Here is a 24575-nt window from a genome sequence, read left to right as displayed (position 1 = left end):
GTTTTGCGGCAGCTGCGAAGGTACAGGCCGCAGATGCCCCAAGATGAGACAGGAATTGCGGCACGTTTCCTGCATTGTTTACCTTATGAAAGAACCTTTGCCGTCGACCTCCCGCCGCGATTTTCTTCGTCTTGCCGCCGTTTCCGGCGTGGCCTTGGCGGCGCCATCGGCATTCGCGGCCGGGATGCAACAGGACCTTCGCGGGACGATCGACGCGGTCCAGTACAAGACCATGCCCAATGCTGCCGACCGCAAGAGCGTCAGCCTGCAGAAGATGATCGATCAGGCAGCGGCTGAGAACGTTCCCGTGTTCCTGCCGCCCGGCACCTACAGGGTTTCGAACCTCGTCCTGCCCGACAATACGCGGATCACCGGCGTGCCGGGTGCCTCGCGCATCGTCTATAACGGCGACGGCCACCTCTTCAGCGCCGAAAACATCAAGCGCGTCGAGTTGTCGAACATCGTCATCGACGGGCAGAACCGATGGCTTGGCGACTATGCCGGCGCGCTTTTGCAGTTCACCGGCGTCGACGAGGTGATGATCGACAATTGCGAGATCGGCGGCAGCCGCAAGCACGGCGTTCAGCTCGAACGATGCGGCGGACGGATCGAGCGCAGCCGCATCTCGGGTGCCGGCCAGTCCGGCATCTACGCCGTCGAATCCGACGGGCTCTCGCTTGCCGGCAACGAGGTCTTCGACTGCGGCAATGGGGGCATTCTCGTGCACCGCTGGAAGAAGGGCGCCGACAACAGCATCATCACCGGCAACCGCATCTACCGGATCAAGGCCAATGACGGCGGCACCGGCCAGAACGGCAACGGCATCAACATCTTCCGCGCCGACAACGTCATGGTGGCGAACAACCATATCTCCGACTGCGCCTTCACAGCGATCCGCGCCAACTCGGCGTCAGACATCCAGATCACCGGCAATCAGTGCCAGCGCTCGGGTGAAACCGCTATCTATGTCGAGTTCGAGTTCGAGGGCGCGGTCGTCTCCAACAACATCGTCGATGGTGCGGCCAACGGCATCTCGATCGCCAACTTCGACAAGGGCGGCAGGTTGGCGAGCGTGACGGGCAACGTCGTGCGCAACCTGACTACCAAGGGACCGTACAAGCCGGATGTCGGCTTCGGAATCGGCATTGCCGCCGAGGCCGATACGCTCATCTCCGGAAACATCATCGAAGGTGCACCAAGATGGGGCATGCAGCTCGGTTGGGGTCCCTATCTGCGCAACCTCGTCGTGACGGGCAACATCATCCGCAAGGCGCCGATCGGCTGTGCTGTGTCGGTAGCGCAAGGTGCCGGAACCGCCGTTATCACCGACAACGTGTTCCAGGAAACGCCTGACGGCGCCGTGCTCGGTTTCGAATGGGACAAGAAGGCATCGGGCGAACTGGCGACCGCCGGCTCCTCCTCCTATCCGCAGTTGACGATCGAGCGTAACCGCATCTCCTGAAACGCATCAAAAGCTTTCATCGGTTCATAAGACCCGACGGCTTCCGCCAGTGGCTTTCAGCTCCTAGGTTGCGGCAACCGAACAACAGGGGACATCGACATGCTGACGATCTACGGGGTTTACCGCTCGCGCGCTTCGCGCGTCTACTGGATGGCCGGGGAACTGGGGCTGGAATTCCAGTCCGTGCGGGTCATCCAGGCTCGACGCCTCGCCAATCCGCTTGCCGCCGATGCGCCCATCAATACGCTGTCGCCCGAATTTCTCGCGATCAATCCGATGGGGCTGATCCCCAGCATCAAGGACGGCGACCTCGTGATGAACGAGTCGCTTGCGATCCCGCTTTACCTCGCGCGCAAGCATGGCGGGCCTCTTTCCGGCCAAACAGTCGAGGAAGACGGTTTGATGACGATGTGGACGGTGTGGGCAGCAACCGAGGTCGAGCCGCATACGGTGAAGATCGTTCTGACCTACGACAACGAGAAGCAGGACACCGACGAAGGCAAGGCGACGATCAGCGTTGCCGTCCGGTCCCTGAAGAAGGCGTTCGCGACCCTGGAGAAGCATCTGGCTGAGAACGAATATGTCGTCGGCAACCGCTTTACGGCTGTCGACCTCAACATCGCCGAGGTGCTGCGCTACGCGCAGACGGAACAGGCTCTCTTCGACGCACATCCCAACATCAGTGCCTGGATCAAGCGTTGCCAGTCGCGACCGGCCTATATCGCCATGCAGGCAACACGGTCGCAGGAACCGACCTGATCAGGGAAAGAGCTTGAGGGTGCCGGCCATTTCCTCGCGGATCCAGGCCTTGAAATCCTTCACCTTCTTTGGTTCGCGCGAGCCTTCGGCCGTTACGAAATAGTGGCCGAAGCCGGTTTTGGCGCGAATGCCGAAAGGCGCGACCAGCTGCGCCTGCTGCAGGGCAAAACCAGCAAGCGTCTGCCAGGCGAGCATGACGCCCTGCCCTGCAATTGCCGCATCGAGGCACAGGGACGCGTCGTTGAAGACATGGCGCGTCTCGAGCGTTGCGCCTGACAGCCCGGCCTCGCGCATCCAGACCTCCCAGGTGAACATGGCGCGACCGTCGATCACGGCGGGAAGCTGCAGGATGTCGGCGGGTTCGCGCAATCGGGCGGCGACCGCTGGCGAGCAGACGGGAAAGACCTCCTGATGCAGCAGCAGTTCCGCTTTCACATCCGGCCATTGCCCGTTGCCGACACGGATACCGACATCGACATCGCAGAGCGCCGGATTGACGAGCCTGGTGGTTGCGTCCATCCGCAGGCTGATTTCGGGATGCCGCTCGGCAAAGCGATCGAGCCGATAGACCAGCCAGCGCGCGGCGAAGACCGGCGCTACGGAGACCGTCAGAATACTGTCGTCGTGGCGCTGAGTGGTCGCGACCGCCTGCGACAGCGCATTGAAGCCTTCGGTGAGGCCCGCCAGCAGGCGCGTCCCGGCCTCCGTCGCCACCATGCCTTTCGAGGTGCGCTCGAAGATCACGTGGTCGAGCTGCGCTTCGGCCTTGATGACCTGCTGGCTGACCGCGCCGATCGAGACGCCGAGTTCTTCGGCAGCCGCCTGCAGGGAACCGAGCCGGCCCACCGCTTCCAGCGCGCGCAATCCATTGAGATGAACCGAGTTCAGGTTTCGCATATAGCTTTTCTATACCGGACAACCGGTAATCTCAATTGAAACGCATGCCTTCTACCTCGATAATTCAGCCATTCCGGTCAGATGATCCATTTGTCGATCCGGAGGGAAGCGAGGTACGCCATGCAAATACTGAAGTTTTTCTTGAGCGTCGAAACGATAGAGCCGCCATACGGCGCCGATAGCGATCGGGACCCTCTCTACCACCCCGATCTGGCGCGGATGTCGCCGACTGCGCTGGCGGACCTGCCGCTCGGTGCGCAACAGCGGACCCCCGCGAGAAAACCGCTGCCGCTCGCAAAGTGCGCATGAGCGAGCGAAATCTGTTAGTCTGCCCAAATCTCATCGTCGGGCAGGGCCATGACTGACAGCGTCGATATGATTTTTGCGCGTCTCAAGCGCCTCGCGGCGGAAGCCGAACTCCCCGACGTCGAGGAAAGCACCTCCTACGGAAACCCGGCACTGAAGGTCGGAGGGAAATCCTTCGTCGCGGTCAAGAACAACGAGACCATCGTCATTTCGATCCCCATCGACGACAAGGAACGGCTGATCGAGATGGCGCCCGATATCTACTATCAGACCGATCATTACGTCGGCTGGCCGCACCTGCCGCTGCGGGCCGGCGCGATCAGCGACACGGAACTGAAGGAACGGTTGATTGGCGCCTGGCGGTTTCGCGCGAAAAAGATTGCGGCGCGCTTTCGCGGGTGAACATTCTACCGCCCTCGAACCCTCCACAGTTTGCGAAAGCGATGATGGGCGAGCGATGTCGTCAAGATTTGATGAACGCGAGCAGATCAGGATTGAGGACATCCGCATGTGTGGTCAGCATGCCATGGGGGTAGCCCGGATAGGTCTTCAGCGATCCGTTCTTGAGCAGCTTGACCGCACGCGGCACCGAACTTGCGAATGGGACCACTTGATCGGCCTCGCCATGCATAACCAACACCGGTACGGTGATCTTCTTCAGGTCTTCGGTATAATCCTCGAGCCAAGAGGCGACCGTCGCGTAGTGGGCGAGAGCACCGCCGGTCATGCCTTGGCGCCACCAGTTCGCGATGACCGCCTCGGAAGGCTTGGCGCCATCGAGGTTGTAGCCGTAGAACGGATTCTCGGGAACGAAACGGAAGAACTCCGACCGGTTACCCAGCACGCCTGCCCGGATAGCTTCGAACCATTCCGGCGGTTGGCCGGCCGGGTTTTCCTCGCTCCGGTACATGTTCGGGGTCAATGAAGCGACCAGCACCGCCTTCGCGACACGGTCCTGGTGACGAGCGACATAGCGAGCCACCTCACCGCCACCGGTCGAGTGCCCGATATGGATCGCGTCGCGCAGGTCGAGGTATTCCGTCAGGGCTGCGAGGTCAGCAACCCAGTGGTCCATGTCGTTGCCAGTGCCGGGCTGGTCGGAACGGCCATGGCCGCGGCGGTCGTGGGCGATCACCCGATATCCCTGATGGAGGAAGTACATCATCTGGGCATCCCAGTCGTCCGCTGTCAGCGGCCAACCGTGGCTGAAAACGATCGGCTGACCGGATCCCCAGTCCTTGTAGAAGATGTTCACGCCGTCTTTGGTTTTGATCGTAGACATTGTTCAGTACCTCTTCCCTTATTTTAGCCGCGACAGACGTCATAGCTCACTGGGGCGGCATTCCAGCGAGAACTCTTAGGCCTGCTCGCGCTCGAGCGCCCGCTGTACCGCCGGCCGCTCTATCATCTGCGCATAGTGCGCCGTCGACTTCTTGAAGTGGATCGGATCGACGCCGTCGGGGCGGAGCCAGCCGGTCATGACGAAGAGATAGGGATCGGCGACGGAGTAATATTCGCCCATCACCCACGGGCCTTCCAGCATCTTATGATCGATGACCTCGAAGGCCTCAGCCATGGTTTGCGGCACCTTAGCCTTCATCGCTTCCTGCGCAGCGGTGTCGTCAGCCCAGCGGCTGCCGCGACGGCCATGTGCGTGGTTTACATGCACGGTCGAGCACAGGTAATTGTTGAAAGCCTGCATGCGGGCGAACTCGAACGGATCGAGCGGCGCCAGTTGCGCGGCGGGCGCGATCTGCGCGATGTAGGCGAGGATTGCCGGCGTCTCGGTGATGACGCCGCGCTCCGTCACCAGCGCGGGAACCCTGCCCTTGGGATTGATCGCCAGATAATCGGGAGAGCGTTGCTCCCCCTCGGCAAAATTCAGTTTCTTCGTCGTGAACAGCAGCCCGGACTCTTCCAGTGCGATGAGGCTTGCGAGCGCGCAGGTCCGTGGTGCGAAATACAATGTCAGCATGATCGTCTCCCTTCGACGCCCACCTTATAGCGCGACAAACTTCAAACGAATATGTCCGACATCGAGGAGAGCGGGACCGCATGAGCGGCCCCGGGGGGATCGCGCAAACGGTCCCCGTCTTCCATCATGCAGCCCTGGCGCAGCCGGGCACATCCTCAAGCCTGTACCAGACCGGAATGCCGCGCTCGCGGGCTATACGGACGTCGTTGTCGGCGCCCTTGGAGACGCCCTCCAGCCGCAGCACACCTTCGCAGAGCTGCAACAGACGACCGGCGACCGGGTGGAAGATCTCCTCATAGAGATCATCGCCCACCGTCTTGCCGCCGGCGGCGTGCCAGATCGGCAAGGCGACCCATTCGCCAATCATCGGGACATGGCCGGCCTGGAAAAGGGCGTGCGACGGCTCCTCGAGACGCTTCAGGTTGGCCGCCATCTTGGCGGGGTCGTCGCCCGTACCCGAGCGATAAGGACCTGCGATCAAAATCAACATTTTCAAAACTCCTTTACTCCCGGCTTCATGCACGGGACCACACGAAAATGCACGATTTTCATTGATAGTCGAATCATTTCGTGCATTATCGTGATAATTCGTTCAATTTCGTGAGGCCATATGCTGACATCACAACGCAAGGCGCTGATCCTCGACATTCTCAGTCGAGAGGGACAGGTCGTCGCAAAGGCCGCCGCGGAGCGCTTTTCGCTGTCGGAAGACACCATCAGGCGCGATCTCAGGGAAATGGCGGCGGACGGGTTGCTGAAGCGGGTTCATGGCGGGGCGCTCCCGCTGACGCCCGACCTGCCTGACTTTTCGGTCCGCAAGGAGATCGCCCTCGATATCAAGCGTCGGCTTGGCGCCAAGGCGGCGTCGCTCGTCAAGGCGGGGCAAACGATCTTTCTTGACGGCGGGACGACGAACGCGGAGATCGTTCGCTGTCTGCCGCGCGATATTCCGTTCACGGTGGCGACGCACAGCCCGACGATCGCGGCTGAACTGGAGCATCATCCGACCGCCGAGGTCATCCTGATCGGCGGCCGGATCTACAAGCATTCCATGGTGGCAACGGGCGCGGTCGCCATGGCGGCGATCTCGCTGCTTCGGCCGGATATCTTCTTCCTCGGCGTGACGGCAGCGCATCCGACGCACGGGCTGAGCACCGGAGACTTCGAGGAAGCAGCCATCAAGCGGCATATCGCCTCGCGCTCGGCGGAAACCTACGTGCTCGTCACTGAGGAGAAACTGGACCGCGCTTCGCCCTTCCCGATCCTGCCTGTCGGCGAGGTCTCAGGGCTGATCGTTCCGGCCGAAACGGACAGCACACAGCTGCAACCCTATCGCCAGATCAACGTCGCGATCCTGGAAGCATGAAAGGGTGCGAAAGCCACGCCGGTATGCGGAGGATACCAACCGGCAGCAAGGTCGTTGCAAGCCCGACTGCGACGACGGCAAGTGCCACGTAACCCAGGGCATCGTTGCCGGCGCCGAAGGTAAGGGCATCATAGAGTTTGGGCTGCAGGGCGGCCACGGCAGCCGATAGCGACTGCATGCCGAGCAGGCGTGCGGGAAACGCGGCGAAGGCCGGCGTCTCGGCAAACACGATCAAGGCGCCATAGGCGGCTGCGAGCTTGATGACGAAGCTCCGGATGCGGTTGTTGCCGAGCGGCTTCACCGTGCTCTCCTCGAAGGACCAGCCGATATAGGTGCTGAGAACGACGAGGCAGAGGAAGGAGAGCGGCAGATTGCTCAATACCGTCTCGGGCTTGAGCTGGCCGGTCCAGGCATTGGCGAGCAGCAACGGGAACGGCGCCGAGGCGATGAAGAGGATCAGGACGAAGGCCGACCAGAGCCAACTCATGCCGATGTAGCGGATGCGGACGAAGGTGACGGCCAGCATGATACCGCCGGCAAGATAAACGCCCGCCGGCTTCATCGAGCCGGTCATGGTCAGAATGATCGGCCCGCAGGTGCCGGCGACACGCGCACAGCCCGAAGTCGCAACCGTTGCCCATGTGACGTAATCAAAGCACATCGCAAAGAACAGGAAGATCGCCATTGCGATCAGCATCCACCAAAGATAGCGGCCTGCAAACATATCCTGCCCTCATGGCGTTCGATGTACTTCGCCAAGAGTAGCCGAACCATGCCGAACCGCATCCGTTCTTGCAGGCTTTAGTTTCACATATATTAGTTATTTCTATTCCGGATCGCGTCCCTGTACCGTTCCGACACGGCTTACTGTGTGAGCGCAGCCACCGCGCGAACATCGCCGACGTGAATGCCGTTCCAATTGTGCATGGAAACGGTGGCCATGGCCGTCAGCGCGTTGCGAATCGCGCTGTCCTTATCGAAGAAGCGGCTGAGGGTGGCGGCAACCATGGCCTCGGCGGCGCGCGAGTGTCCGTCATCGCACTTGATCGCAATGGCGATCCCCTGCTCCGGCACCGCCGCGCAGAACACGCCCTCGGCACCGGTCTTGGCGAAGATGCGCCCGGGAGCTGCCTGCATCAACGCCGTGCAGGCGCGGTCGGTACCGGCGACGTAGAAGGGTTCGGCCATGCAGGCCTCGATCAGCCGGCGCGATGCCTTGGCGCGTACCGGATCGAGGCCGGTTCCGGTCGCCATCTTCGCGAAGCCATGGGCGAGGCCGCGCAGCGGCGCTGCGTAGGTCGGTATGGAGCAGCCATCCGTGCCGCAGTTGTCGTGGCCGAGCGTGGCGCCGGTCAGGCTTTCCATCGTACCGCGGATTTCCTTCTGCAGAGGATGATCGTAGCCGACATAGCCTGTCGGATCGATATCCTGATGGCAGCAGGCGCAGATGAAGCCGGCGTGCTTGCCCGAGCAGTTGTTGTGAAGGGCCGTCGGCTTTTCCATGGTTCGGGCCTGGTGGATCAGCACGCGCTGGCTTGAGGACCAGTGCGCGCCGCACTCAAGCGTCTCCACGCTGCGCCCGGCTTTCGTCAACATCGATGCGGCGAGCGCGACATGCTCGTCCTCGCCGTTGTGCGAGGAGCAGGCAAGCGCCAGCTCCTTGTTGCCGAAGCCGTAGGCATCCGCGGCGCCGCTTTCGACCAGCGGCAGCGCCTGCATGGCCTTGCAGGCGGAACGCGGAAAGACGCCCGCGTCGATATCGCCAACGGAAAAAACCACCTTTCCATCACCATCGACGGCAACGATCGCGCCGCGATGCCGGCTCTCGACGAGAGCGCCACGGGTGACTTCGACGGTAACGGGATTGGTCATGGGAAGAATCCGGATTGATTGGACGGAGCTCAGGCATAGCCAATCGCACCGACAATGCAAACCGCATTTCGATAATCGCCGCCACGCGCCACCGGCACGGGCTGGGGCGACCATTCATCACAGCATTTGACGTGCCCTATCAAAAACTCTGGTTGGGCAAGCTGGCCGCATCGGTCTAAAGCTTGGGCATCGGGAACCACGCCATGCCATCTGCCTTTTCTTCCATCGTCCGCGACGTCCGTATTCGCATTCCAACGCTGACGCTGATCGCGCTGGCCTTCACCTATGCCTCCACGATGCCGTATCAGTCGATCATCGGCATCAACGAACTCGCATGTCGGACCGCTCCTATTCTGGATTGATCTTTCTTGCGGCGCTGGTCAACGTCGCCACCAGCCTGACGCTCGGCATCTGGTCGGACAAGCTGAGCGATCGCCGGCCGCTGGTTCTGGCACTTTCCGTCAGCGGCATGCTCGGCTTCGGAATGATCTACGAGTTTCGCACGACAGCGGTGTTCATGATCGCCATGCTGGTGTTCATCCCGATCAGCAACTCGACATATTCGATCCTGTTTGCCAGCATCCGCGCAACCACGAACACGATGGACCGTGGAAGAGCCGCCGCTATCACCTCTACCGTGCGAGCCTTGTTTTCCGGCTCGTGGGCGCTGGCGCCGGGGCTGATCGGCCTTTATCTGATGCACTCGCAATCGATGATGCCGGCTTATGGCATTGCGGGCATAGCAAGCCTTACCTGCTTCTGCCTGTACCTGTTTCTTGCCAGGCCGGCTCCAAAGCGCGAGGCGCCAGCGACGCAGCATATCGGCTTCTTCTCGTCGCTCGGCAGGGTGTTTTCGCCCCATGTCGCGGTGCGGGTCGGCATGATGGCACTGCTGCTGGGGTTGCAGCGCGTGAACAGCGTGGTCTCGCCGCTCGTCATCACCCATGCAGCGGGCGGAACGGTGGTCGATGTCGGCTTCATGGCCGGGCTCGTCGCCTTTCTGGAAATGCCGTTCATGATGATGTGGGGCGGATTGCAACGGCGGTTTCGCAGCGTTCACGTGCTCGCCGCTGGGGCGGCGATCTATTGCCTGTATCTGACGCTGCTCGGCTTCGTCTGGGCGCCGTGGCAGATCTATTCGCTCGTGCTCATCAATGCCTGCGGCGCGGCGGCGATCCTGAGCGTTCCGATCACCTACATGCAGGATCTGATCGCCGATCGCCCCGGCCTCGGCAGTTCGCTGATCTCAGTCAACACCTTCATCGCCAATGGCGTGAGCGCGTCCATCTTCGCGGCAGGCACCGCGTTCACCGATTACTCCGGCACGGCACTGGTTTCGGCGGGGATCGGCATCGCCTCGGTCTGCCTGCTGCTCTTCATCGAGCGCGGCCGGCAGCCGGCCGGGCAACCCGCCTAGAGCGGGCTGATCCGATAGGCGCAACGGCGTGCGCCCGCCAGAATATGCTGTTCACGCTCGACCTTCGCGCCGAGAACGGCCCTGAAGGTTTCGAGTTCCGAGCGGCAAAAACCGGCGCAGGCGCTGGCCGCAGCACAGATCGGACAATGATTCTCGACCAGGATCAATGAGCCGTCGGCCTCTTCCCAGCTATCGGCCATGTAACCTTCGGATGTCCGGATCGAAACGAGCTGGCGCACCCTGCCCGCGAGATCGTGGCCCGCCATTTCGCTCTGATAGCGTTTCAACGTCTCGCTTTCACGGGCGGCGATCACGGCATCGAGCGCGGGTTGCCCAAGTTCGTTGACCAGCATCGACAGCAGGCTCGTCGTCAACTCCGCATGCCGGTCGGGAAAGGCCTGATGGCCTTGGGATGTCAGATGCCACAGCTGGCGGGGTCGCCCCCTGCCCGCGGAGGGCTCGGTCACGGGCTCGACAAGGCCGTCCTCCGCCATCTTCGTCAACTGCTGGCGTGCGGCCTCCGACGAGATGCCGAGGGCGTCGCCGACATCGACGGCCAGTTGCGGACCATCGGTCTTGAGCAGGAGGAGAATTCGGTTCACAGGCGACTGACGCATTTATTTTTCCAAGCCAACGCTTGCATTAATAGCCGAGCCATGTATTTTTTCCAAGCCATAACTTGCAAAAATAATAATCCCACGAGGAAATACCCAAAAGGCGCATGCAATGACCGGTCTCGACCAGATTTCCGCGGACAAACCCTCCGTATTTCATTTGTTTTCCAAGCCCCTGCTGCCTGCTACGCTGATGCTCGGCGGTGGCGTCACGCTCTACGCCGTCGAAACCTACATCACCGCCACCATCTCGCCCTCGATCGTGCGTGATATCGGCGGGTTGAACCTGCTGGCGTGGGTTACGACGCTCTATGTCGCCGCAGCCGTCCTCGGCTCGATCTTCGTGGCCATGCGGCCGCGTGGCACGGGGCTGCGTACCGTTTATGCCGCCGGCGCGCTGATCTTCGGTCTCGGCAGCCTGATCTGCGCGGTCGCCGGCTCGATGCCGATCGTCCTGATCGGACGCGCGGTACAGGGTTTCGGCGCAGGCACGCTCGCCGGGCTTGCCTATGCGTTCATCCGCTTCGCCTATCCCGAGCCGCTTTGGCGCAAGGCCTCCACGCTCTACGCAGCAATCTGGGGCGTTTCCACGCTCTTTGGCCCAACTCTCGGCGGCGTGTTTTCGTCTGGCAGTGCATGGCGGCATGCCTTCCTGCTGCTGGTGCCGCTCGGCGCGCTGATGGCAGCGCTTGCACCACGGCTGCTGCCGCGTGCCGACGATGACCGCGCCCACGGCAAGACACCGATCCTGCAGATCGTCATGCTGCTGGCGGGTGTGCTTCTCGTCAGCTTTGCCGGAACGATCGAAGCGACGGCAACAAAGGCCGTGCTGATCGCCGCCGCCGTCGTCGCCGTGGTCGGCATGCTTGTTATCGAGCGGCGAAGCGACAACCGTCTGCTGCCATCGGGCGCCGTGACGCTGGCAAAGCCCGTCGCGCGGGTCTACCTCACCATGTTCACGCTTCTCGTCGTGCTGACGAGCGACATCTACATTCCCTATTTCCTGCAGGCCCTGCATGGCGTGACGCCGCTAATGTCCGGGTACCTGACGGCGCTCGTGGCGCTGGGGTGGACTCTCGCGGCCTTCTTCAGCGGTACGCTTTCCGGCAGGGCTGCGGGCGTTGCGATCGTCGTCGGGTGCATCATCGAGGCCGTGACGACGGCGTCGCTTGCGATCTTCCTTGCTGCGGACAATCAGGCGAGCGCGCTTACCGTTCTCGTGCCTGCCGTCATCGGCATGTTCATGATGGGCTTCGGCGTCGGCCTCGGCTGGGCGCATCTCGTCGCCAAGGTCCTGAAACTCGTCGAGAACGCCGAGCAGGACAAGGCTTCCGCCGCGATCTCGACGGTCCAGTCGCTCGGCAGCGCCTTTGGCGCGGCCCTGTCAGGCGTGATCGTCAACAGCGCCGGCCTCGTTCAACCCGGCGGCATCGCCGGCACGGTTTCCGCCGCCCATTGGCTCTACGTGCTGATGGCGCTTCCAGGGCTCATCGCCGTCGCGGCTTCCCTGACACTCTCGTCGCCCCCGCCTCGGCAGGTTCGGTAAGCGACGTGCGAGCGGTCACAGACGCAGCATGATCTTGCCGATGTGGCCGCTCGTTTCCATCCGCCGATGCGCTTCGGCCACCTCTTCGAACGGGAAGACGGCATCGATAACGGGCGTGACCTTTCCCTCGTCGAGAAGCGGCCAGACGTTGGCGAGGAGATCGTCGCGGATGGCGCGCTTCTCCTCGACCGTCCGGGGCCGCAGCGTCGATCCGGTGACCGTCAGGCGCTTGACCATGATCGGCGCGAGATTGACCTTGTCGGCAACGGCTCCGCCCAGGAAGGCAATGATCGACAGGCATCCATCCCTGGCGAGCGACGCCAGGTTCTTTTCGAAATAGGCGGCACCGATCATGTCGAGGATGATGTCGACGCCCTGCCCGGTCTCGGCCTTGATGACATCAGCGAAATCCTCGGTCTTGTAGTTGATTGCCCTGATAGCGCCGAGCTTCACGCAGGCGTCGCACTTGTCCTGCGACCCGGCCGTTGCATAGACCTTGGCTCCGAAGGCACGGGCAAGCTGAATGGCCGTCGTGCCGATGCCGCTCGAACCGCCGTGCACGAGCACGGTCTCGCCTTCAGTCAGTCCCGCCATCTGGAACATGTTGGCCCAGACGGTGAAATAATTCTCCGGGAGAGCCGCTGCCTTGACGGCGTCATAGCCCTTCGGGAAGCGCAAGGCCTGGCCGACGGGGAGCAGGCAATACTCGGCATAGGCACCGCCGTTGGCGAGGCCGCAAACCTTGTCGCCAATGCTGAAATCGGAAACGCCCGGTCCGACGGCGACGACCTCGCCTGCGGCCTCAAGACCAAGGATAGGGCTCGCGTCACGCGGCGGCGGATAGGTGCCCTGGCGCTGGGCAACATCCGGGCGGTTGACGCCGATAGCCTCGGTGCGAACCAGGATCTGCCCCTCGCCGGGCACCGGGAGAGGCCCGACCGCGATCCGCATCACTTCGGGAGCACCGAAGCTCGGCAAATCGACAAAGCGCATCTGCGTGGGCAAGGACATGATCCGGTCTCCTCATTCCGACATTCCCGACATAGTTCACCCATCCGGAATTGAGAAGGAGGGAAACGGTGGAGGCGTCAATTCGCCTCGCCCAGAAGATGAAAGACCAGACCCTCGGCGCTTTCCTTGGCCTCCGCCTTGATATGGGCAATCGCCGCGCTGACGCGGTTAATGTCATCGATCACGAGGCCTTCGGGCAGTTCCAGCACGCCGATGGAGCAGCGCATCAACGGAAACAGCGCCTCGACGCCGGCTCGGTCATGGCCGCGGATGCGCCCCGCAACCCGATCCGCATCCGAGTAGAGGTCGAGCACGTCGTCGTGAAAATCGCTGATCAGCCGATCGAGAATCTCGGTGAGTTCTTCCTTGGTCCAGCCGCAGACGCCGATGAAGAAATCGTCGCCACCGACGTGCCCCAGGAAGTGCCGCTCGGCAAAGAAGTAGCGACGCATCAGCGCCGCAAACAGGGAGATCGCGTGGTCGCCCAGATGGAAGCCATAGGCATCGTTGAACGGCTTGAAATTGTCGAAGTCGCAATAGCAGAAGTGGCGCGTGCCATCCCCGTCGCGGCTCGCCTCCCGCATGAAATCGCGGATTGCGTGGTTGCCGGGAAGACCGGTCAGCGGGTTCTGGTCCTGCGCGGTCTTCAGCTTCTTCTCGTTCATGACCTTGATCAGCGACGCGGCCGAGACGACACCGGCGTAGCGCATGTTTTCGGTCAGCAGGAGGCAGTTGCTGCCTTCCATGTTGGCGAAGATCGCCATCAGCTGTTCGGCGTCGCAGTCCAGGCCGACGATCGGGGCCATTTCCACGAAGTGGGAAATCGTCCGCTCGTAGACCTTGTTCTTCAAGAGGTCGCGACCGAAGGGCTGGTAGATGTATTCCTTCAGGTGCCGCTCATGCAGGATGCCGCGCGGCTCGCCGTTGGCGTTGAGCACCGGAAAATAGGCCTGCTGCGGATTGCGGCGGAAAAGCTCGAAGACGCTGTCGATCGCGTCGTTCTCATAGACCGTCGGCAGGACTTCGATCTGCTTGCGGATGAGGATCTCGTCGAGCGACTGCGTGTTGCGCTTGGTCTTGCCGAGATCCTGCAGATAGGGAAACGACGGCTGCAACTCGGTCAGATGCGTGGTCGGACGGGATATGAACCATCCCTGCACCAGATCGACGCCATATTCGCGGCAGGCAATGAATTCGGCCTCGGTCTCGATCCCCTCCGCGATGACGCGCGTGCCGAGGACGTGGGCGATGTGGACGATGTTCTTCAGCAAATGGCGCTTGCGTGGATTGCTGTCGATATCGGCGACGAAGAAGCGATCGATCTTGAGATAGTCGACCGGGTGGTCGCACAGCAGCTTCATTTCGCCGTGGCCGACACCGAAGTCATCGATCGCGAGCTTGAAGCCGCGCTTGCGCAGCAGCGACACCAGCGCCGCGAATTCCGGAACGCTGGTGTTGTCGAAACGCTCGGAGAACTCGAAGCAGATCGACGACGGCGGGATATTGGCAAGTTTCAGGTGCTGCAGGAGACTTTCCGCAAGCCGCTCACCGTGCGGGATCAGGCGGACATCCAGATTGAGGAACAGCGTCGCATTGGCGAAATTCGGCAGGGTCGCGAACTTTGCCAATGCGCGGCTCGCAACCATCTGCTCGAGCTGCAACAGCTGGTCGGCCTTGAAGGCCTCGTCCAGTATCTCGATCGGCGACGAAAAACCGAGACGATCCTGGCCCCGCATCAGCGACTCGTAGCCGAACGCGATGCCGGTCCCGGCCTCCACGATCGGCTGGAACGCGTTTTCGATGACAAGTTTAGCCAGGGTAACTATCTGGTCGCTCGCAAAGCGACGAACGAGGGCCGGTTCCACGGCGGCAGCCAAAGACATGCCGATCTCCACTGTTACTTATTGTTTTTCGCAGGGACCATGGTGGAGAAGCGTCAACGAAGACTTTCCCCAATGTGAAACTTTTGTGAAAGCTCGGATACAGGACCCGAGGAAAGCCTGAAGGCGTTCAGGCAGAACGCCGCTCAGCCTCATGATCGGCAAACATGTCGGCGACACACCGGCCGTTTGCAACGGCACCATCGCAGCCTTCTATCGGGGCGCCCATCTTTCGGGCGGTGTCCCACAGGCGAAGCGCTTCACGGACCACTTCGCTGCTGGAAGCATAGCTGCCGTCGTCAACAGCCTGCCGGATGTCTGCCGCCTGGAGCGGGGAAATCGATACAGTGACCATAGGCATGACATTCCTCCCTTTCCTCGTGGGACAATCGTGTCCTTTCGGGGATGGACCGATTTTTGTCAGGCAAAGACCGCCGGATACCGCCTGACCGCAGCCGCCTTTGCATCTCTAATTTTAGACATTCCTCACATTCCTGTCAAAAAAGAAACAGTCCGTGATGAATGCCTTGTGAATTACGGGCATAACTCAGCGGCGGATCGAAAGGCCGAAAGCCAGCATCGACCAGCCCTGAATGAGCAGGTCACAGGCGAGGAAAAGGCCAAGGATCCAGAGGCTGTTCACCGGCCAACCGATGTAGATCACCACACCGGCGAGCGCCGTGATGATGCCGCTGAGAAGCACCCAGCCCCAGCCCTTGAGCGGCCGCATGCGCCAGCCGACCCAGGTGCGGAAGACACCGGCGATCAACAGCGCAATCGCCAGGAATAGCGTCAGCGCGGCCGAGGCCAACAGCGGATTCATGAAGGCGAAAACGCCGGCGAGCACGTAGAGCACGCCGCTCAGCGCCCAGAACAGCACCTGCTCCCAGGTTCGAACCTGAAACGCATGCACCAGATAGACAACGCCGCCGATCAGCATCAGCATTCCGACATAGTAGACCGATGCAACCGTCGCGAAGACGATGTTTCCTGCCGCGATGAAGCCGCAGACGATCAGCAGCACCCCCAGCGCAACGAACCAGCCCCATTTCGATTGCAGAGACGAAAAGCTCAGTCGATCAGAAATATCCGTCATGGCACACCTCCCGGTTGATAAGGATATGCTCCAAAAGCACGAAATTGGAAGAGGTTAGCCCTTTTGGTGGGCACTCAGATTTTTATTGATTGATCAGTCAATCAAAATTATGCTTGCGCCATCTTCATGGAGTGACGCGATGCCCAAGGTCGGAATGGAGCCGGTTCGCCGCAAGGCGCTCGTCGATGCCGCTCTGCGCGTGATCGGCGATCACGGCTCGCTGACCGTCACCATGTCCGAAATCGCCCGGCAGGCCGGCGTATCGCCGGCGCTGGCGCATCATTACTTCGGCAGCAAGGAACAGCTGCTGATCGAGACGATCCGCTCCCTTCTAAAGCAGCTGCGCGACGACGCCGTGACAGCGCTAAAGGCGGTGGATACGCCGCGTGCTAAGATCTCCGCCGTGATCCGTGTCAGCTTCCAGGCCGACCAGTTCGCTCCGGCAACGATTGCCGCCTGGCTCGCCTTCTACGCCGAGGCGCAGCGCTCGGAGGAAACCCGGCGCTTCCTCGTCATCTATGCCCGTCGTCTGCGGTCGAACCTCGTTGCCAACCTGAAGGCGCTCTGCGCGAGCGATGCCGCGGAACGCATTGCCGAGGGCGCGGCTGCGATGATCGACGGGCTTTATATCCGCCAAAGTCTGCGGTCAGCGCCTGTCAGCATCGAGGCATCGATCTCGCTGACCGAAGATTACATCCATTCACAGCTTGCCGCCCTTGCGAAAGGACAGATCCAGTGACCCTCAGAGCCCAGCCGAAAGCCTCCCATTTCATCGACGGCGAATACGTCGAGGATGACGCCGGCAGCGTCATCGAAAGCGTCTATCCGGCGACCGGCGAGGTCATCGCCCGTCTGCACGCGGCAACGCCCGCCATCGTCGAAAAGGCGATCGCATCGGCCAAGCGCGCCCAGCCGGAATGGGCAGCGATGAGCCCGACGGCGCGCGGCCGCATCCTGAAGCGGGCGGCCGACCTCATTCGTGAGCGCAATCGCGAACTCTCCGAACTCGAGACCCTAGATACCGGTAAGCCGATCCAGGAAACGATTGTTGCCGATCCGACTTCGGGTGCCGACAGCTTCGAGTTCTTCGGCGGTGTGATCGCTGCTGGCCTCAACGGTTCCTACATCCCGCTCGGCGGCGATTTCGCCTACACCAAGCGCGTGCCGCTCGGCGTCTGCGTCGGCATCGGCGCCTGGAACTATCCGCAGCAGATCGCCTGCTGGAAGGGTGCGCCGGCGCTTGCCGCGGGTAATGCAATGGTCTTCAAGCCATCGGAAAACACGCCGCTCGGCGCGCTTGCCATTGCCGAGATCCTTCATGAGGCGGGCCTGCCGAAGGGGCTTTACAACGTCATCCAGGGCGACCGCGAGACCGGGCCGCTGCTGGTCAATCACCCTGACGTCGCCAAGGTGTCGCTGACGGGCTCGGTTCCGACAGGCCGCAAGGTCGCGGCAGCGGCTGCCGGCAGCCTCAAGCACGTCACCATGGAGCTCGGCGGCAAGTCGCCGCTGATCGTTTTCGACGATGCCGATATCGACAGCGCCGTCGGCGGCGCCATGCTCGGCAATTTCTATTCGACCGGACAGGTCTGCTCGAACGGCACCCGCGTCTTCGTACAGCGGAAGATCAAGGCTGAGTTCCTGAAGCGGCTGAAGGTCCGCACCGAAGCCATCCTGATCGGCGATCCGATGGATGAGGCAACACAGCTCGGGCCGATGGTGTCCTTTGCGCAGCGCGACAAGGTTCTCTCCTACATCGCGAAGGGCAAGGCCGAGGGTGCGACACTCGTGACCGGCGGCGGCATCCCGAACAATGTCTCCGGCGAAGGCTATTACGTGCAGCCGACGGTTTTTGCCGACGTTACCGACGAGATGACGATTGCCCGCGAGGAGATCTTCGGGCCTGTTATGTGCGTGCTCGATTTCGACGACGAGGCCGAGGTCATTGCCCGCGGCAATGCAACGGAATTCGGCCTCTCCGCCGGCGTGTTTACCGCAGACCTGACGCGCGCCCATCGGGTCGTCGACCAGCTCGAGGCCGGGACGCTGTGGATCAACACCTACAATCTCTGCCCTGTCGAAATCCCGTTCGGCGGCTCCAAACAGTCAGGCTTCGGACGCGAGAATTCGCTGGCCGCACTGGAGCACTATTCGGAGCTGAAGACGGTTTATGTCGGCATGGGGCCGGTGCAGGCGCCTTATTGAGATGACCGATCTAGGCGATATCATCAAGATCGACACGGAGAGCGACCGCGATGCGTTTCAGCACATCGACCGAACCGCTCTTTTTGCCGTTCTCGATATCGGAGAGATAGGGTTGCGAGATACCCACTGCTTCAGCGAGTTCGGTCGCCGTCATCTTGCGATAAATTCGATAGGTCCGGATGCGACTGTCGGTTTCGAGCAATTCGTAAACCAGCTCGGCCGGAAAGGTCTCTTCGCCGGCCGCGACACGCGCCATGATACGGTTGGCATCGATGATGTCGAGCATGTCTTCGAACTCTTCCTCGGGAACGAGAACGAACGGCTTGCCGCCGATGACCGTCTTTTCGAAGGAACCCATGATTTACTCCTTGTAGATCCCGCCGCGTGGCCCGACCTTGATGACCAGGACAAGTCCGGTCTGCTCATCGATTATGACCCTGTCATCGTCCACCCGGATTCGAACAAGCGAGCTACCGGTCAATCGTTTGAGATCCACAGCTTCGCCACGCGCGAATGCGTCGACCTTGGCCCTGATTGCCGCCTGACGCTTCGGCTGCATCCGGCTAAGGCTCTTAGATGCAGCTTTGGTGTAGGAAACGGCCCTCATTCCACAAATATAGCCAATAGCTATATCAATATCAATCTGTTCGAAAGTTGCGCGTGATGCAGGCAGACTTCGTCATTATCGGCTCCGGCTCGGCCGGTTCGGCCCTTGCCTACCGGCTCTCGGAAGACGGCAGGAATACCGTCATGGTCATCGAGGCGGGCGGTTCGGATTTCGGGCCGTTCATCCAGATGCCGGCGGCCCTTGCCTGGCCGATGAGCATGAAGCGCTACAACTGGGCTACCTCTCGGAGCCCGAGCCAAGCCTCAACAACCGGCGCATCACCGCGCCGCGCGGCAAGGTGATCGGCGGCTCCTCCTCGATCAACGGCATGGTCTATGTGCGCGGCCACGCCGAGGACTATAACCGCTGGGAGGAACTCGGCGCGCAGGGCTGGGCCTATGCCGACGTTCTGCCCTACTTCAAGCGGATGGAGCACAGCCACGGCGGCGAGGAAGGCTGGCGCGGCAAGGATGGACCGCTGCATGTCCAGCGCGGCGTCTTCCGCAACCCGCTGTTTCACGCCTTCATCGAGGCCGGCAAGCAGGCGGGTTTCGAGGCGACCGAGGACTATAACGGTTCGAAGCAGGAAGGCTTCGGGCTGATGGAGCAGACGATTTTCGGCGGGCGCCGCTGGTCGGCGGCCTCAGCCTATCTGAAGCCGGCGCTGAAACGCCCGAACGTCGAGGTCGTCTACGGCCACGCGCAGAAAGTGGTGATCGAGAACGGCCGGGCTGTTGGCGTCGAGATCGAGCGCGGCGGCAAGATCGAGGTCGTCACGGCGAACCGCGAAGTGATCGTCTCGGCCTCGTCGTTCAATTCGCCTAAACTCCTGATGCTGTCGGGGATCGGCCCGGGCGCACATCTGCAGGACATGGGTATCGAGGTTAAGGCGAACCGGCCAGGGGTCGGCGCAAACCTGCAAGACCACATGGAATTCTACTTCCAGCAGGTCAGCACCAAGCCGGTTTCGCTTTATTCCTGGCTGCCGTGGTTCTGGCAGGGGGTCGCCGGCGCGCAGTGGATGTTCACCAAGTCGGGACTCGGTACATCCAACCAGTTCGAGGCTTGCGCCTTCCTGCGTTCGGCGCCGGGCGTCAAGCAGCCCGATATCCAGTATCACTTCCTGCCGGTCGCGATCAGCTATGACGGTAAGGCGGCTGCCAAGAGCCACGGCTTCCAGGTGCATGTTGGCTACAACCTGTCGAAGTCGCGCGGCAACGTCACGCTTGGCTCCTCCGACCCGAAGGCCGATCCCGTCATTCGCTTCAACTACATGAGCCATCCGGAGGACTGGGAGAAATTCCGTCACTGCGTGCGTCTCACCCGCGAAATCTTCGGCCAGCAGGCTTTCGACCAGTATCGCGGCCCGGAGATCCAGCCGGGCGAGCAGGTGCAGACCGACGAGCAGATCGATGCGTTCCTGCGCGAGCACCTCGAAAGCGCCTACCACCCCTGCGGCACCTGCAAGATGGGCGCGAAGACCGATCCGATGGCCGTGGTCGATCCCGAAACGCGCGTCATCGGCGTCGACGGGCTTCGCGTCGCCGATAGCTCGATCTTCCCGCATGTGACCTACGGCAACCTGAACGGCCCGTCGATCATGACGGGAGAGAAGGCGGCGGACCATATCCTCGGCAAGCAGCCGCTGCCGCGTTCCAACCAGGAGCCGTGGATCAACCCGCGTTGGGCTGTGAGCGATCGGTAAGCGCGATCGCGGGTGTCTCCTGTTAGCGGTGGGGACATAGCATCGGGTTATCAAAACGATGCCTCTGACCGTCAGCGTACCTCTACGGGCGTTGACGGCCTTGCAAGCTCGCGGCATGACGCAGATAAGGGACATGCCCCCGAAATCGCTCCCGCAGGATTGACATGCCCCAGCCCTATCGAAAATCGAAGCTTGTTCGTCGATCGCGGGTGTTCTGGGGATCATTCTCGCTCTGGAGGCCGCGGCTGGTGTTCTGGTGCGGTGCCCTGGCGATCGGTGTCATCAGCGTCGGTTTCGCGCGGCTTGCCGATATGGCGCAGAAGACGTTTGCCTCGATCACGACATCGAGCGAGTGGTCGTTCCTGCTGCCGTTGATCATCACGCCTCTCGGCTTCGTTCTCTCCGCCTATATCGCCGCAACGATGTTCCCCAACTCACAGGGCAGCGGCATTCCGCAGGCGATTGCCGCGCGGCACCTCCACGACGAGACGGATCGTTCGCGGCTGCTTTCGATGCGGATCGCATTCGGCAAGATTGTGCTGACGGTACTCGGCCTCTTCAGCGGCGCATCGATCGGGCGTGAGGGACCGACGGTGCAGGTGGGCGCCTCGATCATGCTGGCCGTTGCGCGCTTTGGCGGCATGGCGCAGGCGCGTGGGCTCATCCTGGCCGGATCGGCTGCCGGCATTGCCGCTGCCTTCAACACGCCGCTTGCCGGTATCGTCTTCGCGATCGAGGAAATGAGCCGCACCTACGAGTCGCGGTCGAACGGCTTGGTGCTGACGGCTGTCATCCTCTCGGGCCTGGCCGCACTCGGGCTTTCCGGCAGCTATAATTATTTCGGCTCGACTTCCGTCGCACCGATGCACCTCGCGGACTGGAGCCTCGTGCTCATCTGCGGCGTCGGCGGCGGAGGACTTGGCGCGGCCTTCAGCGGCTTCGCGCTTTATGTCAGCCAGCGCGTGCGGCGCTGGGCGCAACCACAACCATTGAAGCGCATGCTGCTTCTCGCCGGGGTCTGCGGCTTTGCCATCGCCGTTATCGGCATTGGCTCGGGTGGCACGACCTTCGGCACCGGCTATGACCAGGCAAGGGGCGCGGTCGAGGGCCAGGCGCTGCCACTGTTCTTCTTTCTGGAAAAGCTGCTTGCCAGCTTCCTGTCGATGATCTCCGGGATACCGGGCGGCATCTTCGCGCCGTCGCTTGCCGTCGGCGCCGGCTTTGGCAGCACGGTCGGCACACTGGTTGGCAGCAGCATCGCGCTCGCGGCAATTCTGGGCATGGCAGGCTATTTTGCGGGCGTGGTGCAAGCGCCGATGACGGCCTTCGTCATCATTCTCGAAATGACCGGAGACCATCAGGCGGTGATCCCGATCATGGCAGTGTCGATGATCGGCTACGTTACGTCGCGCCTGTTGTCCCGCGAGCCGCTGTATCACGGGCTGTCGAGGGTCTTCATCGCAGCCGCCATCCGTGCGCGGCGGGCAGCAGAGCACAAGGCGAGTGCGGAAGAAGCGGCCGGCTAAGCCGGGAGCACATAAGGGATGCGCACGCCCGGTGCGTCCGCCGGAAAATCCTTGCTGTTGCGGGTGACGAGCAGCATCGAGTTCGTATCAGCGGTTGCCCAGATGATGGCGTCAGGCAGATTGATCCTGTACTCCTGCCTGATCTCCACGGCCCTCTCCGCTACGGAAGCCTCCAGTGAGACGATCTGGAAGCCTGCCAGGAAACGACGCGTGGCATCCGCGACATCAGGCGCGGCACCTGCCAGCACTTCCATCCAGGTGATAATGCTGATTGCCGCCGTATCGTAGCGATCGAACTCCTCGGCGGCTTGTGGAACGGCATTCAGGTAATCGATGAGGATATTGGTATCGAACAGCGGCTTCACCATTCGCCCCTGATCTCCTCCTGATACGCCAGGCCATCGACCTTCCGATCGCCCCAAAGCCCGAATGCCTGGCTTCGGTGGTCTACCGAACTCTGTTCGAGGAAAGCGCTGACGGCCTTGCGAATGAGAGAAGCGCGCGACACATTTTTCGTCGCGGCGAGATCATCCAGCGCTTTCAGGTCGTTATCACCGATGTCGACAAGCGTTCTCGCCACGATGCACTCCGATATATGATATCATCAATGTATATCAGATATCGCCTGACTGCAATTCTGCAGCCGTAGGGAGAGAGCGATGAAGAGATCGCGATTTAAGCCAGCAGCCGCGTGACCTGCGCGCCCCTTGCCGGCGCGACCGCATCGGCGATCGTGGTGGAGAACAGCACCTTACGGGTGGCGTCGGCCACCTTGGCGAAGACGTGGCGAATCTCGCAGTTCTGCTCGCCGTCGCAGTCATCGCACTTGCGATAGGCGGTGATCGAGAGACACGGAAGCGGCGCGATCGGGCCGTCGATGATGCGCAGGACTTCGCCGAAGGTGATCATGTCGGCCGGCTTCAGCAGCAGATAGCCGCCCGTCTTGCCGCGACGGCTGGCGACGATGCCCTGATGCTTGAGGTCGAGCAGGATCTGTTCGAGGAACTTCTTGGGTATCTTCTGCTGCGCCGCGATGTCGGAGATCATCACAGGTTCGCCGTACTCGGCTTCTGCCAGTACCGTCAGCGCCCTCAGCGCATATTTTGCCTTCTGCGTAATCATTTTCGACCGTCGACACACACATGGCGGGCGGAATCAACAAGCCGCCGCAAGCTCGGTCCTGTCTCTATGGCACGCGCAGCATGAACGGAATTTGAACAGCAACGCGAAACCCTTGAGAGACAAGGTTTTTGGCCTTGTTTTTTCATCCTCGACCGATACCGGAAATCTACTTCAAAATGCACCTTTGATGTCATCAATTCAGATTTCCGATTGACAGGCGGCGTGTTACTCTACTAAATCAATAGACATTACTACAGCCGACGGTCGACAAAACGTCGCCGGTGCGGCTGCTTTTCCGCATTGCAGCGGCAGGGGAGAGATATTTGCTCCTATCGCGCCTGCTTTCGAAATCCGTTTTTCTGTCCGATCCAAGCCTGACCTGCGATACTCCGGCCGACATCAAGGACAGGATCCCCATGACTGTTGCTGCCAATCCAAACGCTGAAGCGGAAACGCTGAACGCGAAACTCGCAGGCCTTGACCTTGCCGGGCGCCTATCGTTCGTCGCCGGTCTCGGTGGCCGCGTGGTCTTTACTACCTCTCTCGGCATCGAGGACCAGGTCATCACTGCCGAAATCGGCAATCACCGTCTGCCGATCGATGTCGCAACGCTGCAGACCGGACGCTTGTTTCCGGAAACGCTTGCGCTGATCGACGAGACCGAGAAGCAATACGACATCCACATCAGCCGCTACGAGCCTGAACAGGCCGATATCGACGCCTATGCCGCGAAATATGGCCTCAACGGCTTCTACGAAAGCGTCGAAGCCAGACATGCCTGTTGTGGCGTGCGCAAGCTGAAGCCGCTTGCGCGCGCACTCGATGGGGCAACCATCTGGATAACCGGTCTGCGCCGCGGCCAATCGGCCAACCGCGCGGAGACGCCGTTTGCCGAGTATGACGCCGAGCGCCACCTGCTGAAGGTCAACCCGCTGGCCGATTGGGACATCGACGTCATCAAGGCCTACGTCGCCGACAACAGCGTGCCGGTCAATCCACTGCATGCCCGTGGCTACCCCTCGATCGGTTGCGAACCCTGCACGCGGGCGATCAAGCCCGGCGAGCCGGAACGTGCCGGCCGCTGGTGGTGGGAACAGGACGAAAAGCGCGAATGCGGCCTGCACGTGGCTGAAGAAGCCTCGGCGATTGCCGCGCAACAGTAACCCGTCGACTTCGGGATCGGAGCGCGGCTTCCCGCCTGCGCTCCCC

25 protein-coding genes and 2 pseudogenes are annotated in these 24575 nt (G+C 61.6%); 11 read left to right on the top strand and 16 right to left on the bottom strand.

Annotated features, from left to right (window positions below):
- Positions 1 to 85: 85 nt before the first annotated feature.
- Both FZ934_RS02440 and FZ934_RS02435 read left to right on the top strand, forming a co-directional pair.
- A complete protein-coding gene (locus tag FZ934_RS02440) occupies positions 86 to 1462 on the top strand; it encodes a TIGR03808 family TAT-translocated repetitive protein (RefSeq protein ID WP_153269767.1) in 1377 nt (458 codons plus the stop codon).
- A 99-nt stretch (positions 1463 to 1561) separates the two neighbouring features.
- Complete coding sequence (locus FZ934_RS02435) at positions 1562 to 2221, top strand: glutathione S-transferase family protein (protein ID WP_153269766.1); 660 nt, start codon at positions 1562 to 1564, stop codon at positions 2219 to 2221.
- On the opposite strand, the gene FZ934_RS02430 is transcribed toward FZ934_RS02435, so the two are convergent.
- Positions 2222 to 3118 carry a LysR substrate-binding domain-containing protein gene (locus tag FZ934_RS02430; protein ID WP_153269765.1) on the bottom strand — a complete coding sequence of 299 codons (897 nt, stop codon included), beginning with the start codon at positions 3116 to 3118 and terminating at the stop codon, positions 2222 to 2224.
- 357 nt (positions 3119 to 3475) lie between these two features.
- Here FZ934_RS02430 and FZ934_RS02425 point away from each other — a divergent pair, with 357 nt between their 5' ends.
- Complete coding sequence (locus tag FZ934_RS02425; RefSeq protein WP_153269764.1) at positions 3476 to 3826, top strand: MmcQ/YjbR family DNA-binding protein; 351 nt, start codon at positions 3476 to 3478, stop codon at positions 3824 to 3826.
- 61 nt (positions 3827 to 3887) lie between these two features.
- On the opposite strand, the gene FZ934_RS02420 is transcribed toward FZ934_RS02425, so the two are convergent.
- The 3 genes from FZ934_RS02420 to FZ934_RS02410 all read right to left on the bottom strand — a co-directional run bounded on the left by FZ934_RS02420 (position 3888) and on the right by FZ934_RS02410 (position 5889).
- Complete coding sequence (locus FZ934_RS02420; protein ID WP_153269763.1) at positions 3888 to 4706, bottom strand: alpha/beta fold hydrolase; 819 nt, start codon at positions 4704 to 4706, stop codon at positions 3888 to 3890.
- A 75-nt stretch (positions 4707 to 4781) separates the two neighbouring features.
- Entirely contained in the window at positions 4782 to 5399 is a 618-nt protein-coding gene (locus FZ934_RS02415; protein ID WP_153269762.1) for a glutathione S-transferase family protein, read from the bottom strand.
- A 124-nt stretch (positions 5400 to 5523) separates the two neighbouring features.
- Positions 5524 to 5889: a DUF4406 domain-containing protein gene (locus FZ934_RS02410; RefSeq protein ID WP_153269761.1), complete on the bottom strand. Its 366-nt coding sequence runs from the start codon at positions 5887 to 5889 to the stop codon at positions 5524 to 5526.
- A 120-nt stretch (positions 5890 to 6009) separates the two neighbouring features.
- Between FZ934_RS02410 and FZ934_RS02405 the strand changes: the two genes are divergently transcribed.
- Positions 6010 to 6765 carry a DeoR/GlpR family DNA-binding transcription regulator gene (locus tag FZ934_RS02405; RefSeq protein ID WP_153269760.1) on the top strand — a complete coding sequence of 252 codons (756 nt, stop codon included), beginning with the start codon at positions 6010 to 6012 and terminating at the stop codon, positions 6763 to 6765.
- Here the strand turns inward: FZ934_RS02405 and FZ934_RS02400 are convergent.
- Complete coding sequence (locus FZ934_RS02400; protein WP_153269759.1) at positions 6740 to 7489, bottom strand: hypothetical protein; 750 nt, start codon at positions 7487 to 7489, stop codon at positions 6740 to 6742. The two genes, FZ934_RS02405 and FZ934_RS02400, sit on opposite strands and share 26 nt — an antisense overlap.
- Positions 7490 to 7629: 140 nt before the next feature.
- Entirely contained in the window at positions 7630 to 8637 is a 1008-nt protein-coding gene (locus FZ934_RS02395) for an asparaginase (protein ID WP_153269758.1), read from the bottom strand.
- Positions 8638 to 8840: 203 nt separating this feature from the next.
- On the opposite strand from FZ934_RS02395, the pseudogene FZ934_RS02390 reads away from it, so the two are divergent.
- Positions 8841 to 10054 (top strand): annotated as a pseudogene (locus FZ934_RS02390) (MFS transporter).
- Here FZ934_RS02390 and FZ934_RS02385 read toward each other — a convergent pair.
- Positions 10051 to 10671, bottom strand: coding sequence for a helix-turn-helix transcriptional regulator (locus FZ934_RS02385; RefSeq protein WP_113365240.1), 621 nt, complete (start codon positions 10669 to 10671; stop codon positions 10051 to 10053). The pseudogene FZ934_RS02390 and the gene FZ934_RS02385 overlap by 4 nt on opposite strands.
- 109 nt (positions 10672 to 10780) lie before the next feature.
- Here FZ934_RS02385 and FZ934_RS02380 point away from each other — a divergent pair, with 109 nt between their 5' ends.
- A complete protein-coding gene (locus FZ934_RS02380; RefSeq protein WP_153269757.1) occupies positions 10781 to 12214 on the top strand; it encodes an MFS transporter in 1434 nt (477 codons plus the stop codon).
- 15 nt (positions 12215 to 12229) lie between these two features.
- Here the strand turns inward: FZ934_RS02380 and FZ934_RS02375 are convergent, their stop codons facing one another.
- From FZ934_RS02375 to FZ934_RS02360, 4 genes are all read right to left on the bottom strand, one after another.
- Positions 12230 to 13225 carry an NAD(P)H-quinone oxidoreductase gene (locus FZ934_RS02375; protein ID WP_153269756.1) on the bottom strand — a complete coding sequence of 332 codons (996 nt, stop codon included), beginning with the start codon at positions 13223 to 13225 and terminating at the stop codon, positions 12230 to 12232.
- Positions 13226 to 13302: 77 nt separating this feature from the next.
- On the bottom strand, positions 13303 to 15108 hold the full coding sequence (locus FZ934_RS02370) for a GGDEF domain-containing protein (RefSeq protein ID WP_153269755.1): 1806 nt from the start codon (positions 15106 to 15108) through the stop codon (positions 13303 to 13305).
- A gap of 127 nt (positions 15109 to 15235) precedes the next feature.
- A complete protein-coding gene (locus FZ934_RS02365; RefSeq protein WP_153269754.1) occupies positions 15236 to 15466 on the bottom strand; it encodes a ribbon-helix-helix domain-containing protein in 231 nt (76 codons plus the stop codon).
- A 186-nt stretch (positions 15467 to 15652) separates the two neighbouring features.
- Positions 15653 to 16201 (bottom strand): HdeD family acid-resistance protein, encoded by a 549-nt coding sequence (locus tag FZ934_RS02360; protein WP_153269753.1) that lies wholly within the window; start codon positions 16199 to 16201, stop codon positions 15653 to 15655.
- Between the two features lie 139 nt (positions 16202 to 16340).
- Here FZ934_RS02360 and betI point away from each other — a divergent pair, with 139 nt between their 5' ends.
- Together betI and betB are read left to right on the top strand one after the other, a co-directional pair.
- Positions 16341 to 16940, top strand: coding sequence for a transcriptional regulator BetI (gene betI, locus FZ934_RS02355; protein ID WP_153269752.1), 600 nt, complete (start codon positions 16341 to 16343; stop codon positions 16938 to 16940).
- Entirely contained in the window at positions 16937 to 18406 is a 1470-nt protein-coding gene (gene betB / locus FZ934_RS02350) for a betaine-aldehyde dehydrogenase (RefSeq protein WP_153269751.1), read from the top strand. The genes betI and betB overlap by 4 nt, the downstream gene beginning before the upstream one ends.
- Positions 18407 to 18416: 10 nt before the next feature.
- Here betB and FZ934_RS02345 read toward each other — a convergent pair whose 3' ends face one another.
- Positions 18417 to 18764 carry a helix-turn-helix domain-containing protein gene (locus tag FZ934_RS02345; protein ID WP_153269750.1) on the bottom strand — a complete coding sequence of 116 codons (348 nt, stop codon included), beginning with the start codon at positions 18762 to 18764 and terminating at the stop codon, positions 18417 to 18419.
- A gap of 3 nt (positions 18765 to 18767) precedes the next feature.
- Positions 18768 to 18965 carry a type II toxin-antitoxin system RelE family toxin gene (locus FZ934_RS02340; protein WP_246737826.1) on the bottom strand — a complete coding sequence of 66 codons (198 nt, stop codon included), beginning with the start codon at positions 18963 to 18965 and terminating at the stop codon, positions 18768 to 18770.
- Between the two features lie 104 nt (positions 18966 to 19069).
- Here FZ934_RS02340 and betA point away from each other — a divergent pair.
- Together betA and FZ934_RS02330 are read left to right on the top strand one after the other, a co-directional pair.
- Positions 19070 to 20718 (top strand): annotated as a pseudogene (gene betA / locus FZ934_RS02335) (choline dehydrogenase).
- Positions 20719 to 20882: 164 nt separating this feature from the next.
- Positions 20883 to 22244 (top strand): chloride channel protein, encoded by a 1362-nt coding sequence (locus FZ934_RS02330; protein WP_153269748.1) that lies wholly within the window; start codon positions 20883 to 20885, stop codon positions 22242 to 22244.
- Here FZ934_RS02330 and FZ934_RS02325 read toward each other — a convergent pair.
- The 3 genes from FZ934_RS02325 to FZ934_RS02315 form a co-directional block, all read right to left on the bottom strand.
- Entirely contained in the window at positions 22241 to 22612 is a 372-nt protein-coding gene (locus FZ934_RS02325; protein WP_153269747.1) for a type II toxin-antitoxin system VapC family toxin, read from the bottom strand. The two genes, FZ934_RS02330 and FZ934_RS02325, sit on opposite strands and share 4 nt — an antisense overlap.
- Entirely contained in the window at positions 22606 to 22824 is a 219-nt protein-coding gene (locus tag FZ934_RS02320; protein WP_153269746.1) for a CopG family transcriptional regulator, read from the bottom strand. The genes FZ934_RS02325 and FZ934_RS02320 overlap by 7 nt, the downstream gene beginning before the upstream one ends.
- 95 nt (positions 22825 to 22919) lie before the next feature.
- Positions 22920 to 23366: an RrF2 family transcriptional regulator gene (locus FZ934_RS02315; RefSeq protein WP_153269745.1), complete on the bottom strand. Its 447-nt coding sequence runs from the start codon at positions 23364 to 23366 to the stop codon at positions 22920 to 22922.
- A 416-nt stretch (positions 23367 to 23782) separates the two neighbouring features.
- On the opposite strand from FZ934_RS02315, the gene FZ934_RS02310 reads away from it, so the two are divergent.
- A complete protein-coding gene (locus FZ934_RS02310) occupies positions 23783 to 24529 on the top strand; it encodes a phosphoadenylyl-sulfate reductase (protein ID WP_153272338.1) in 747 nt (248 codons plus the stop codon).
- The last annotated feature ends 46 nt before the right edge of the window (positions 24530 to 24575 follow it).

Origin of the sequence: Rhizobium grahamii (assembly GCF_009498215.1) — a bacterium.
Classification (GTDB): Bacteria; Pseudomonadota; Alphaproteobacteria; order Rhizobiales; family Rhizobiaceae; genus Rhizobium; species Rhizobium grahamii_A.
This window is presented reverse-complemented; position numbering and strand designations above follow the sequence as displayed.